Origin of the sequence: Aeromicrobium terrae, assembly GCF_008039565.1 — a bacterium.
Classification (GTDB): Bacteria; Actinomycetota; Actinomycetes; order Propionibacteriales; family Nocardioidaceae; genus Aeromicrobium; species Aeromicrobium terrae.
On sequence record NZ_VDUX01000003.1, the window covers coordinates 134423 to 146913 of the forward strand.

Annotated in this window: 15 protein-coding genes; 3 read left to right on the forward strand and 12 right to left on the reverse strand. The window is 72.2% G+C overall.

Going from position 1 to position 12491, the window contains the following annotated elements; genetic code table 11:
- Window positions 1–134: 134 nt before the first annotated feature.
- Window positions 135–914, reverse strand: a complete 780-nt coding sequence (locus tag FHP06_RS07275; protein ID WP_230973438.1) for an enoyl-CoA hydratase/isomerase family protein — start codon at window positions 912–914, stop codon at window positions 135–137.
- A gap of 127 nt (window positions 915–1041) precedes the next feature.
- Between FHP06_RS07275 and FHP06_RS07280 the strand changes: the two genes are divergently transcribed.
- Window positions 1042–1227 carry a DUF6458 family protein gene (locus FHP06_RS07280; protein ID WP_147685332.1) on the forward strand — a complete coding sequence of 62 codons (186 nt, stop codon included), beginning with the start codon at window positions 1042–1044 and terminating at the stop codon, window positions 1225–1227.
- Here FHP06_RS07280 and FHP06_RS07285 read toward each other — a convergent pair.
- The 3 genes from FHP06_RS07285 to FHP06_RS07295 are packed head-to-tail and all read right to left on the reverse strand — an operon-like array spanning window position 1187 to window position 3422.
- The gene (locus FHP06_RS07285; RefSeq protein WP_147685333.1) at window positions 1187–2443 is read right to left on the reverse strand and encodes an MFS transporter; all 1257 of its coding nucleotides are present in this window, start codon (window positions 2441–2443) and stop codon (window positions 1187–1189) included. The two genes, FHP06_RS07280 and FHP06_RS07285, sit on opposite strands and share 41 nt — an antisense overlap.
- Window positions 2440–2961, reverse strand: a complete 522-nt coding sequence (locus FHP06_RS07290; RefSeq protein ID WP_147685335.1) for a winged helix-turn-helix domain-containing protein — start codon at window positions 2959–2961, stop codon at window positions 2440–2442. Before FHP06_RS07290 ends, FHP06_RS07285 begins: the two co-directional genes overlap by 4 nt.
- A gap of 50 nt (window positions 2962–3011) precedes the next feature.
- Complete coding sequence (locus tag FHP06_RS07295; RefSeq protein ID WP_147685337.1) at window positions 3012–3422, reverse strand: hypothetical protein; 411 nt, start codon at window positions 3420–3422, stop codon at window positions 3012–3014.
- Between the two features lie 83 nt (window positions 3423–3505).
- Here FHP06_RS07295 and FHP06_RS07300 point away from each other — a divergent pair, with 83 nt between their 5' ends.
- Window positions 3506–4999, forward strand: a complete 1494-nt coding sequence (locus tag FHP06_RS07300) for an alpha/beta fold hydrolase (protein ID WP_147685339.1) — start codon at window positions 3506–3508, stop codon at window positions 4997–4999.
- On the opposite strand, the gene FHP06_RS07305 is transcribed toward FHP06_RS07300, so the two are convergent.
- Window positions 4996–6090 carry an S-adenosylmethionine:tRNA ribosyltransferase-isomerase gene (locus FHP06_RS07305; RefSeq protein ID WP_147685341.1) on the reverse strand — a complete coding sequence of 365 codons (1095 nt, stop codon included), beginning with the start codon at window positions 6088–6090 and terminating at the stop codon, window positions 4996–4998. The two genes, FHP06_RS07300 and FHP06_RS07305, sit on opposite strands and share 4 nt — an antisense overlap.
- Complete coding sequence (locus tag FHP06_RS07310; protein ID WP_147685343.1) at window positions 6087–6770, reverse strand: SDR family NAD(P)-dependent oxidoreductase; 684 nt, start codon at window positions 6768–6770, stop codon at window positions 6087–6089. Before FHP06_RS07310 ends, FHP06_RS07305 begins: the two co-directional genes overlap by 4 nt.
- A 105-nt stretch (window positions 6771–6875) precedes the next feature.
- Here FHP06_RS07310 and FHP06_RS07315 point away from each other — a divergent pair, with 105 nt between their 5' ends.
- Window positions 6876–7739 carry an NUDIX hydrolase gene (locus tag FHP06_RS07315; RefSeq protein WP_222706404.1) on the forward strand — a complete coding sequence of 288 codons (864 nt, stop codon included), beginning with the start codon at window positions 6876–6878 and terminating at the stop codon, window positions 7737–7739.
- Window positions 7740–7834: 95 nt separating this feature from the next.
- On the opposite strand, the gene FHP06_RS07320 is transcribed toward FHP06_RS07315, so the two are convergent.
- The 6 genes from FHP06_RS07320 to meaB form a co-directional block, all read right to left on the reverse strand.
- Window positions 7835–8797, reverse strand: a complete 963-nt coding sequence (locus FHP06_RS07320; RefSeq protein WP_147685345.1) for a hypothetical protein — start codon at window positions 8795–8797, stop codon at window positions 7835–7837.
- Window positions 8794–9771: a hypothetical protein gene (locus FHP06_RS15960; protein ID WP_187271831.1), complete on the reverse strand. Its 978-nt coding sequence runs from the start codon at window positions 9769–9771 to the stop codon at window positions 8794–8796. Before FHP06_RS15960 ends, FHP06_RS07320 begins: the two co-directional genes overlap by 4 nt.
- A gap of 51 nt (window positions 9772–9822) precedes the next feature.
- Window positions 9823–10728, reverse strand: a complete 906-nt coding sequence (locus tag FHP06_RS07330; RefSeq protein WP_187271832.1) for a tetratricopeptide repeat protein — start codon at window positions 10726–10728, stop codon at window positions 9823–9825.
- 24 nt (window positions 10729–10752) lie between these two features.
- Window positions 10753–11301 carry a PH domain-containing protein gene (locus FHP06_RS07335; protein ID WP_147685349.1) on the reverse strand — a complete coding sequence of 183 codons (549 nt, stop codon included), beginning with the start codon at window positions 11299–11301 and terminating at the stop codon, window positions 10753–10755.
- An 8-nt stretch (window positions 11302–11309) separates the two neighbouring features.
- Entirely contained in the window at window positions 11310–11468 is a 159-nt protein-coding gene (locus FHP06_RS15965; protein WP_187271833.1) for a hypothetical protein, read from the reverse strand.
- Window positions 11469–11531: 63 nt separating this feature from the next.
- Entirely contained in the window at window positions 11532–12491 is a 960-nt protein-coding gene (meaB, locus tag FHP06_RS07340; protein ID WP_222706405.1) for a methylmalonyl Co-A mutase-associated GTPase MeaB, read from the reverse strand.

Genomic DNA, 12491 nt, shown 5'->3' on the forward strand with positions numbered 1-12491 from the left:
GACGACGTTTTCGTCGAGCTTTCTTCGTTCCCGGCCACCGTAGACGCGAACGCCCGTGGTGCGCACCTGCCCCTGGCATCCGTCCAACGATCCACGGGTCCCGAAGTCACCCGGGACGACGGCCCAGGCGCTCGTCAGCGCCCTTGGAACGTCGCCTTGCCGGGGCCGTTCTCCACGAACGACGTCATCCCCGCGCTGCGGTCCTCGGTGGCGAACAACGCCGAGAACTCGGCGCGCTCGATGTCCAGGCCGGTCTGCAGGTCGACCTCCAGGCCGCGATCGACGGCGTTCTTCGCCGCCCGCAGAGCCAGCGCCGGGCCACCGACGAACTGGCGGGCCCACTCCACCGCGCGGTCGTAGACCTCGGCGGCCGGGTGCACCTCGTCGACGAGGCCGATCGCCAGCGCCTCGGCGGCATCGACGAACCTGCCGGTGTAGATGAGCTCCTTCGCGCGGGCCGGGCCCACGAGGCGCGCGAGGCGCTGCGTGCCGCCGGCGCCCGGGATGATGCCGAGCAGGATCTCCGGCTGGCCGAGCTTGGCGTCGTCGGCGCAGAAGCGGAGGTCGGTGGACAGGGCCACCTCGCAGCCGCCGCCGAGCGCGAAACCGGTGATGGCCGAGACCGTCGGCTTGCCAATAGCGGCAACGGCCTTCGTGAAGTCTTGGAGCAGGTGCGAGTGGAGCGCCATCTCCTGGTACGACATCTCCGCCATCTGCTTGACGTCCGCGCCGGCCGCGAAGACCCGCTCGCCGCCGTAGACCACGACGGCTGCGACGTCCTCGCGTCGATCGGCCTCCCGGGCCGCCTCGATGATCTCGCCCTGCATCTGGGCGTCGAGGGCGTTCATCTTCGGGCGATCGAGGCGGAGCGTCGCGACGCCCCCGTCGACCTCGAGTCGGGCCAGCTCTCCCACGGGTGTTCCTCCGGTCGTCGCGGCGGTCAGCGGTGCGCGTCGAGCATAGGCCAGCGCCTCCGGCTCACCGTGCGGCCGTGGCCGGCCGGGCCTACGGTCGAAGGACCTCCAAGGAAAGGCGACTCCCATGCAGATCGGATCATCGCTCGTCCTCATCGCCCTCGGTGCCATCCTCGCGTTCGCCGTCACCGATCGGATCAACGACGTCGACCTGACCACGGTCGGCTACATCCTGCTCGCCGTCGGCGCGGTCGGCCTGGTCGTGTCGCTGGTCATCTCCGGACAGCATCGCGACCGGCGTCCACCGGTCTGACGGCCTTGGGCCGCACCAGGAAGAGCGGTGCGGCCAGCGCCAGCACCACGCCACCGACCATCAGTGCCGCGCTCGGCGAGACGCCGGTCGCGATCAGCCCCAGCACCACCGACCCGAACGACGCCGCCGGGTGCATCGCCATGGACGCGAGCGACAGCACCGTGGCGCGGTGCTCGTTGGTGACCTGCTCGTGCAGGAGCGTCTCGTAGATCGCTCCCGCGGCGGAGTGCACGACGTAGTTGGCGACGTAGCCGGCCACGAGGCCCACCGCTCCCCACGCGAGGCCCATGGCGACGACGGTCCCGCCCTGCACGACGCGCAACGTGACGGACGCCGCGACCGGTGACCACCGGCGCAGCAGCCAGGGCACCGCGGCGGCTCCCAGGGCCGAGGCGCACCACCCGACCGCGACCACCGGACCCATCAGCGACGCCGCCGCGGCACGGCCGTCGACCAGCTCGGCGAGGCGCACCGGCGTCATGTTCTCGAAGGCGACCATCCCGAAGCCCCAGAACAGCTCCACAGCCACGAGCGCCCTGAGGACGCGGGACGACACCAGCAGGCCGATCCCCTCGCGGATGGCGCGGGGAGTTCCACGGAGCGAGCCCTGCAGGGTCGGCCGGACGGCCGGCTGGTGCTCGTGCATCAGCAGGACGACCGCGACGATCTGCACCACCGCGAGGGCCACGGCCACCACGTAGGGGAACGTGAGCGCGGCGTGGCGTCCGAACGGGCCCCAGGCGACCAGGGCACCGGAGACCGCCGCGCCGCCGCCGAGGGCGAGGCCGACGATGCTCGCGGACCCCGACAGGCCGGCCGCCACCAGCGCGCGACGCTCCTCGGGTGCCGCAGTGTCGTGGACGGCATCGACGTACCAGGCGTTCAGCGGTCCGCTGTCGAGCGCGCGGAACACCCCGGACAGCGACGCGGCCAGCGCGAACGCCAGTGGCACCTGGGCCAGCGCCGCCGTCGAGTAGGCGGCGACGGCGAAGACGGCCGACGCCAGCAGGACCGGTTTGCGCCCGATCGAGTCCGCCAGGCCTCCGGTCGGCAGCTCGAGCAGGAGCACCACCACGCCCTGCATCGCCGCCGCGGCCCCCATCTCGGCGATGGTCAGGCCGCGCTGGAGCGGCAGCAGCGCGACGACGGGGACGACGAGGCCGGTCGGCAGCCAGCGGAGGGCGGTGAGCAGCCAGAAGCGGGTGCGCAGGCTCATGACGCCGGGAGCCGGAGCACGTGCACCCCCACCTTCCGCGCCCCCTGCTTGCCGGCGTAGCTCTGCACCACGGCCTCGATCTCGGTGGCCAGCTGCACGAGATCGTCCGGGTCGAGGTAGACGACGTAGTCGTCGTGCCCGATCCCGGGCTGGGGCTCCGTCCAGGCCTCGAGTCGCTCGAGCATGACCTCGACCTGACGCCGCCTGAGCACGTCGAGGTGCTCGCGTCCTCCAGGAAGCCTCCACAGCGCGTCGGGGAGTGTCGTCATGTCGTGACTCGCGCGCCATCGTCGTTCGCGCCCGGACGGCTGCTCCGCGTCGTCCTCGACGAACCCGAACCGCTCGAGCTGCCGGAGGTGGTACGACGTCGATCCGCTGGACTCGCCGACCCAACGAGCGAGCTGGGACGCGGTGGCCGGCCCGTCGCTCCGCAGCAGGCCCAGCAGCTTCAGGCGCAGCGGGTGGGAGACGGCCTTGAGGCTGTCGAGGTCGGTGACCACGCGTGAGGAGTACGGCATGCGGCCACCGTACGACTGCAAAGACTCTTTTGCAAAATGTTCTTTGCGGTTCAGCTCACCTTGCCGGCCACCACGCAGTACGTGAAGAAGGCGACGCCGAGCACCATCCCGACGTGTCCGAGGATCGACAAGGACGGGCCCTGCGACCAGCTGTCGTCCTTGGCGTCGGCGGCATGCTTCCCCGCCCCGGGCAGCCAGCGCGCCAGGACGAGGACACCGATGAGCGCCTCCACCCACCACAGGCCGAGGGCGATGTAGCCGACCACGTCGCGCGGCGACGACAGGTACCAGCACCAGATGCCGAGGGCGGCGATGCCGGCGACCGTGTGCGAGTCGAGGATCCCCTGGGGGATCTGGGCGTGACCGGCCTGGGCGGCGTTCGCCGACAGCCGCATCCTCGTCAGGAGGACGACCACGGCGGCGAGCGCGGTGAGCATCCAGAGGACGTTGTCGATCGTCACGCTCGAATCGTGGCACATCCCGGTGGCCGTCGCACCGACCGCGAAGCCGTGACCTGGGCGGCCGTCGGGTCGTTGCATCATGCATGCGCATCCGGAGCCGGGCCGCCGCCGTACTGACCGCAGCACTGATCGCGACGGGGGCACCGAGCGCCGCCTCGGCGTCGACGACGAACCCTGTCGGCGACCTCGGCTCGGACCTCACGAACATGCTGGGCGCCTACGGCCGCATCACCGCGCCCGGCGGCCAGCTGCGCAACCCCGCCTACCTCCCCGCCCTGATCCGTGAGTCCAGCCTCGTCAGCACCACCCAGCTGCTGACCCAGGTGGCGAACCCGACCCGCCTCGCGATCACCGCGGGCAACCTCGTCCCCGGCTGGAACGTCGGCAACCCGCTGCGCGCCGGCTGGGACGGCACGCGCGGCCGCATCACCGAGGTCGCGTTCACGAACCGCTACGGCGCGCTGCTGCGCGGCCACGTCTTCTCCCCGCTGCCCGGACGCCCCGACCCGTACACCGGCGAGCCGATCCCGGGGCCGTTCCCGGGCGTCGTGCTGACGCCGGGGTCCGTGCAGGGCTCCGAGCGCATGTACTGGTGGCTCGCGGAGGACCTGGCCGAGCGCGGGTACGTCGTCCTGGTCTACGACGTGCAAGGCCAGGGCACCTCCGAGACGCTGCCGCACCAGAACGGCCGGGTCTTCCCGTTCTGCAACCCGCTGGCGAAGCCCGAGGCCACCGAGCTGACCCCGTGCCCGGGCGTGCCGTTCCAGCAGCCCGCGAACTTCGTGAAGGGCACCGAGGACGCCACCGACTTCTTCTTCTCCACCCCGAGCGACCCGTACCCGAACCCCGGCGCGGCGGGCGCCGACGTCGACGCGTTCAACCCGCTGTGGCAGCAGTTCGACCGCTCCCCCGACCCGAGCCCTGCGACCCCGGGACGGACGAGCCGGTTCGCGATCATCGGTCACTCCCTCGGCGCTGCCGCGGTCTCGAAGGTCCAAGGCACGGACGACCGGGTGTCCGCAGTCGTCGCCCTCGACAAGCTCCAGAGCGGTGGCGACGGGAACGCCGCGCTCGACGTCGGCGAGGTGACGCCGGTCGTCCCGGCCCTGGGCGTCCAGTCGGAGTACGGGTTCACGGTGACCCCGGCCGCGCTGTCCGCCGGCTCGTCGCTGATCCCGGCCCCCGGGCTCCCGAAGCCGATGCGTGAGCGCGACAGCGGGTTCGAGGGCTGGCGGGCCGCCGGCGTCGACTCGATGGTCGTGGTGCCGCGGTCGTCGACGCACCTGGAGTACACCGACATCCCGCTCGTGCTGCCGGCCAGCCGCTACGGCCAGGACCTGGCCAGCGTCTACACGCAGGCATGGCTGGACCGCTATCTCAAGCACCGCTCGGCGGCGCCGCTGCTCGCGTCCGCGTTCCAGTACCTCGAGCCCGTGGGTCGGGGCCGGTGGTCGCCGGTGACGCTGCAACGGGCGGACCTGCTCAGCCGCCGCTACTGCAGCGCCTACGACGTCACCTCCGGCTCCGGCCGGGCGTCCGACGGCGACATCGGCGCCGTCGGCGGCTGCACGCCCTAGGCTGCCGACTCCCGGACCTCCGCGCGCTCCGGGAGGAACAGTGCCGAGTCGCCGAACTCGTGCCAGCGGTAGCCGCCGGACACGGCCTCGTCGTACGCCGTCTGCGTGAGGACCGGCCCGGCGATCGCCTCGACGAGGAGCAGGTGCGACGCCTGCGGGTCGTGCCACCCGGTGACGAGACCGTCGACGACCCGCGGCGGGTGCTCGCGGGTGACGATCCGCTCCGTCCAGCCGCTGACGGCCAGGACGCTCCCGCTGCGGTCGACGGCCGACTCCAGCGCACGCGTCACGGTGGTGCCGACCGCCACGACCCGACCGCCGCCGGCGCGGGTGGCGTTCACCAGGCGAGCGGTCGACTCCCCCACCTCGAACCACTCCGGCTGCGGCGCCTCGCCGGCCTCCTGCGAGGAGATCCCGGTGTGCAGCAGCACCGGCGCGATGCCGATCCCGCGGGAGACCAGGCGGGTGACGACCTCGGGCGTGAACGGCCGCGCCGCGCTCGGCATCTCCGCGCTTCCGGGCGTCGTGCCGAAGATCGTCTGATAGTCCGAGAGGTCGTACTGGCGGTCCAGGTAGCCGTAGGAGATCGGCCGGCCGATCCGGTCGAGCACGTCCCGCAACGGCTCGTCACCGTCATGGACGGCGCGCCACAGCCGGTTGCCGGTGCCCGTCGGCGACGATCCCTCGCGCGGGTACGGCTCGACGAGGGTCAGGGTCGCGGCGGCGTCCCGGAGCCGGAGGGTCCGGCCGGGCGAGGCGTCGAGGACGGCGCGGGTGGCGTCGGGGGACGTCCGCAGCTCGACGACCCAGGTGCCGTCGCGCAGGTCCATGGCCACGTGCACGACCACGTCCTCCCCGTCGGAGGACCGCGCGTCCACCTGCCCCGCCACGGTCTGCGACGCGTTGACGACGACGAGGTCGCCGGGTTCCAGGTGGTCGGCCAGATCGGCGAAGTGCGCATGCTCGATGCCGCTTGCACCAGCCACCAACAGCCGGACGTCGTCGCGGGCGATGCCACGGGCCTCGGCCGGCGACGGCGCGGTGCGCTCCCCTGGCGGCGTGAACTGGGTCAGCGGTGCGATGCCGATCATGCCGCCGCTCCCGCGGACGCGAGCTCGGTGGCGCGGTAGCGGCCGCTCGGCGGACGGACCTCGAGCAGGCGGAGGAACGCCGGCACGACCGTCTCCGGCAGCGGCCGGTCGCTGATGTCCTCCCCCGGGAAGGCATCCTGGTGCATCTGGGTCTGCAGGTCGCCGGGGTCGACGGCCCACCAGCGGATGTCGGGGTCCTCGGCGGCGAGGGTGAGCGTGAGGTGCTCCAGCGCCGCCTTCGACGCGGCGTACCCGCCCCACGTCTCGTAGTGCTCGGTCGCGGCGTCGGAGGTGATGTTGACGACGGCTGCCGTGGGCGTCAGCTGGGCGCGCAGGCGCTGGATCAGCTCGACGGGTGCCACGACGTTCGTCTCCCAGAGGCGGTGCAGGACGTCGGCCGACAGGTCCAGCACCGGCGGGAGCGGGCTCGCGCCGAGGGTGCTCGCGTTGTTGACGAGCAGGTCGAGGCTCCCGACGACATGGGCGAGGTGGTCGCGGTGGCCGGCGTCCATGACGTCGCCGACGACCGGCGTGACGCGCGGCCCGAGCTCGAGCGCCGTCGCCTCCAGCGGTTCGCGGTGCCGGGCCGTGATGACGACGTCCCAGCCGCGTCGGGACAGTCCTGAGGCGAGGGCTCGGCCGAGGCCGGCCGAGCCGCCGGTGATGAGTGCGCGGGGCATGGTGCTCCTTCGTGGATGAGGTTCTGCACCCAGCGAACAACCTCAACCTTTGTTGAGGTCAAGGGCCGACGCGAAAGTCGTTCATCGGCTGGCAGGATGGCGAGCGTGAGCGACCTCGCCGACGACGACCTCGTGCTGGAGCCGACGACCGGCTCCGACGAGTTCCTCGGCTGGGCGGTCACGGTCGCCGGCGAGCGCGTGGGCACGATCGCGCTCCGCACGGAGGACAAGCAGACCGCGTCCGTCCGGTGGAACACCGGCAGCGGCGGCAGCGCGTTGGGCAACGCCAGCCGCGCCCTGCGCCTGGTGCTCGACCACGCGTTCGCCGAGCTTGGGTACAGCCGGGTGGAGGCGCGCGTCCCGGTCGACCGCGTCGACGACGTCCGTGCCGCGTCGATCGGCGGGATGCGCCGCGAAGGCATCGTCCGGAGTGCCGGCGACGACCCGGATCGCGCACTCCTCGCGCGCCTGGCCGACGATCCGCCGGCCACCAGTCGTCAGGGCTTCATCGCCCTGCTCAACGCCGGGCTGCCCACCAAGCGCGTCATCTCCCAGGGGCTGCTCCGCGACGAGCAGGGCCGGGTCCTGCTGTGCCGGCTCACCTACAAGAGCGAGTGGGACCTCCCCGGGGGCGTGGTCGAGGTCGGCGAGGCGCCGGCGCGCGGACTGGAGCGCGAGATCCGCGAGGAGCTCGGTGTCGACGTCCACGCCCGCTCGCTCCTCACGGTGAACTGGCTGCCCGCGTGGCGCGGCTGGGACGACGCCTGCGTCTTCCTCTTCGACCTCGGCACGGTGGACGCGTCGTTCACCGACACGTTCCGGCTGCAGCCCACCGAGATCATGGGCACCGAGTGGTGCGACGTCGAGACCGTCCGCGCCAAGGCGACCGCCGCCGCCGTCGAGATGCTGGACGCCGTGGAGTCCGGCGACCTCCCGGTCTACCGCGAGGCTCCCCCGGGACCCGAATAGATCACGCTGACAGCCTCACCAGGCTTCGCAGCAGGCGGCTCCGCCGCAGAACGCTCAAGCCCGCCTGAACGCTCGCTCGCTGGCGTTCGCTCGGTTCAGACGCCGTCAGCGCCGACGACGCCGCCGTACTGGCCGAGGGCGCGCGGCTTCTTGTCGCCGCCGGGCACGTAGAGCAGCACCTGGTGGTAGTAGCGCAGCTTGCCGGACGTGGAGATGCCGGATGCGAGGAACGCCTGCTGCGGCGAGCCCGCCGGCCACGTCACCGTGACGCCGTCGTCGACGTCGTAGGTGTCCTGGCGCAGCAGCGTCACGAAGACCAGGGCGCCGCCGTCGTCGGTGCGCAGCACGTGCCTGACGTCCTCGGCGGCCCAGGTCTGGGTGAACGTGACGCCCTTGAGCGACCCGTTCGTCTCCGCGGCCTTGCGCATCTGGCGGATGAAGTCGTCCTGCTCGATGCCGCCCGACGCCGCGGACGTCGGGTCGGCGAGCACCTCGGCGTATGCGTTCGCCGCGTCCTGCGGCGACATCGACATGCCGGCACCGTCGTCGGGCTTCACGACGAGCGCGGCGCCGTGCGCTCCGTGCCGGATCTCCGGCAGCGTCGCCTCGGGGAGGGTCTGCGGTGCGTCGACCAGGAGCCACGGGTCGACAGCCGACTCCCGCTCGAAGATCTGCACGCGGTTGACCTTGGCGCTCGGGTCGTACGCCGTGGCGAGGAACCACAGCGGGTACTTGCTGAACGCGGGCGTCTCGACGTGCGTGACGACGAGGCCGCGGGACAGGCCGCGCTGGGTGGTGGAGAGCCGCTGTGACACCTCGAAGGAGCCGCTGTCGATGGCGAGCACCGCGCCGGTCTCCACCGTGGAGAGCGGCTTCGGGTCGAGCAGGTCGATCGCCGCGTCGCGCACCTCGCGGTACCGGTCGAAGATCGCGTCGACCTCGCCGGCGTCCGCGGCCTTCTTCCGGAGCGTGAGGTCGTCGCGCTCGCCCGGCACGGCGCAGGCGGAGAGCAGCAGCGCGACGACGGCCAGCGACACGACGAGCAGCCGGCGCCTCATGACTGGTCCTCCTCGTCGTCGTCGGCGGGCTCGAAGTGCTCCAGCTCCTCCGGGGAGATCTCGTGCTCGACGCCGTCCTCGTCGACGTACACGTAGGTGACGGCCTCCTCGGGCACGGCGCCGGCGACGATGTCCGCCGCCGTCAGCACGCCGGTGGTGGCGATGGGGCGTTCGGGGGCGGGCTCGGGCTCGGGTTCTGGCTCGGGGTCGGCCTCGGCCTCGTCGTGCTGCTCCGCCGCCTCGAGGGCGGCGGCCTCCTCCTCGGAGATCTCGTGCTCGACGCCGTCCTCGTCGACGTAGACGTAGACGATCTCCTCGACCTCGACGACCTCGCCGTCATCGACGGATTCGTCGCCGGTGTCCTCGGCGTCGTCCTCGTCCGCGTCGTAGGTGCGCATCAGGCGACCGCCCCAGATGCCGCCGGCGCCGACCAGGACCAGCGCGATGCCCTTGGCGAACCCGCCCTCGATGCCGTACGCGAACGACACCTTGAGGCCGGTGAGGTTGGTGGCGCCGACGGCGACGATCGCGGCCGAGACGGTCTGGTCGGGCAGCCGGGTGCTCACCGACGCGCCGCCGAGGCCGGCGGAGTCGGCGATCCACCAGTCGAGGGCCGTGGGGGCGCCGGGCAGGCCCTCCTTGCCGGAGACCTCACGGGTCTTGACCTTCCAGGGCGTCGAGAACGACGTGACCTCGAGACGCTCGACGTCGCCGACGTAGTTCTGCACGTCCACGGAGTTGCCGATCCCGACGAAGACCGGCTTGTTGACCGGCAGCTCGGCGAGCACCTCGACCTGCAGGCCCTTCCAGGAGATGACCTTCGGGGCCGTCACCACGACCGTGCCGTCGGTGTCGACCTCGTGGGGGCCGGTCCTGAAGCGGCTGTCGGGCCCGAGGACCACGGCGAGGGCCAGTCCGAGGACACAGCAGAGCGCGCCCAGGACCGTCACGGCCCACCCGAGCTTCGTCCGCATCCTCACACTCCCTGCGCGCCTGAACGACGCCCTGACCCTATCGGCAGGGGGTCAGAACAGCGCGGACGCCAAGGCGCGCCGCGCGGACGCGACACGGGGGTCGGCGATGCCCACGACGGTGAACAGCTCGAGCAGCCGCTCGCGCACCGTCTCGCGCTCGTCTCCGTCGAGCCGGCGCACCAGCTCGATCAGCCGGTCGAACGCGTCCTGCACGTGGCCGCCGCTCACGTCGAGGTCCGCCACCAGCAGCTGGGCCGCGACGTCGTCGGGGTTCTCGGCCGCGGCCGCACGGGCGGCCGAGAGGTCGGCGTCGCGGGTGCGACCGAACAGCTTCACGCCGGCGAGCCGCTCCGCCACCTCGGTGTCGCCGGGCGTCTGGTTCAGCAGCGCCTCGTACTCGGCGACGGCCTTGTCGATGTCGCCGGCCGCGAACGCCTCGTCCGCCGCGGCGAACCGCGGGTCGTCGAGCTGCTCCTCGACGTCCGAGGGGCCGGGCTGCGGGGCACCGCTCGGCTCGGCGCGGCCGGTGAGCCCGTTCTGCTCGGCGACGGCGAGCAGCTGGTCGAAGTAGCGACGGACGTCGGCCTCGTCGGCCGTGCCCTGGAACAGCGGCACCGGCTGGCCCTTCACCAGGCCCACCAGCAGCGGGACGCCCTGGGCGCCCAGTGCCTGGGCGATCGCCGGGTTGGCGTCGACGTCGACCTGCGCAAGCGTCAGCCGCCCGTCGTAGCTGTCGGTGACCGTGGCCAGCACCTCGTTGAACGCCGTGCTCTGAGGTGAACGCGGCGACCACAGGCTCAGCACCACGACGTGCTGCATCGACGCCTCGAGAGCGGCCGACTGGAACGTCTGCTCGGTGACGTCGACGACGTACGTGCCGCCGGCCGCGGGCGTGGCGCTCGACGGAGCGTTGCCGAGCGACGAGAGGTCGACGGCTCCGGGACGCGAAAAGCTCATGCCCGCCAGTGTATGGAGGCCGCGTCAACCGCCCATCATCTGGCGGTCGATGGGTGAGCGGGTGCGCAGACCGGACCGCTGCACCACGCGCTGGATGGTGAGGTCGCGCTCGTCCGGGTCGCCGATGTACCGGATGTCGCGCAGGCCCTGCGACTGGGCCGCGGACTCGAACACGAAGTGTCCGTAGCCGAGGATCCGGCCCAGCAGGGGCTTGGCCACCGTGATGTCGAGGATGCGCGTGATGGGCATGGTGGCGACCCGCACCGAGAACACCCCGGACGCGCGGAACACCCGCATGTTGGTGACCACGAAGACGTCGCGCCGCTCGCGCAGCGTGAGGTAGATGGCGTGCAGGCCCGCCGCGACGCCGGCGAGCAGGAAGAACCAGCCGAGCTGGATGGGACCGACCACCGCGATCGTCCACAGCACCGCGGTGACGAGGAGCTCCAGCGCCGGGCGCAGGTACACGATCTTGTGGTGCCGGACGAGGTCGATGACCTCCTCGCCCTCCTCGACGAGCAGGTGGCGGTCGATCTCCTGGTCGGGAAGGCGGTCGAGCAGGGCGTCGAGCACGGCTCCTGCTAGGCGACCAGCTCGTCGACGAACACGCCGACCTGACCGAACGCGTCCATGACGGCCCCGGCGGCACCACTGACCGCGTCGGCAGCCGCATCGGGCGCCGTCAGCAGGTAGTAGACGGCGAATCCGATGACAAGAAGCCCCAAGACCTTCTTCAACACGCTTCTTTTGTAGCGGAGTTGCCTGCGGAGGGGGTCGAGGCGCGCCGAGGGTCCGAGGGCGCCCTAGAGGCTGTCGATCAGCGTGTCGGCGGCGGTGAAGGGGTCGGAGCGGCCGGACAGCACGTCGTCGGCCAACGTCTCGAGCCGGGCGTCGCCGCGGACGTCGCCCATCCGCCGCTGCAGCGCGTCGAGCGCCAGGGCCTCGATCTCGCGGCTCGCGCGGGCCAGTCGGCGCCGCCGCAGTTCTCCGGACGTCTCCAGGTGCTCCCGGTGCTGCTGGACGGCGGCGACCACGTCCTCGACGCCCTCGCCGCTCGACGCCACGGTCATCACGATCGGTGGCGTCCAGGCGGCCTCGCTCCGCTCCCCCATGGAGATCATCGTCCGGAGCTCGCGGCGCGTGGACTGGGCGCCGTCGCGGTCGGCCTTGTTGACGACGAACACGTCGCCGATCTCGAGGATCCCGGCCTTGGCCGCCTGGATCCCGTCGCCCATGCCGGGCGCCACGAGCACGAGCGTCGTGTCGGCGAGCCCGGCCACCTCGACCTCGGACTGGCCCACCCCTACCGTCTCCACGAGGATCACGTCGCAGCCGGCGGCGTCGAGCACCCGCAGCGCCTGGGGCGCCGCGCCGGCCAGCCCGCCGAGGTGGCCGCGGCTGGCCATCGAGCGGATGTAGACACCGCTGTCGGTGGTGTGGTCCTGCATCCGGATGCGGTCGCCCAGCAGCGCGCCGCCGGAGAACGGTGACGACGGGTCGACCGCGAGCACGCCGACGCGCTGGTCCTGGGCGCGAAGCGCCGTGACCAGGGCCGACGTCGACGTCGACTTGCCGACGCCGGGCGACCCGGTGATGCCCACGACGTGGGCGTGACCGGTGTGCGGCGCCAGCGCTGCGCTGACCTCGCGCAGCGCGGTGTCGTTCTTCCGGGAATCGTCCTCGACGAGAGAGATCAGACGTGCGACCGCTCGTGCCTCACCCTTGCGGGCACCGGCCACCAAGGAGTCGACGTCTATGGCCAC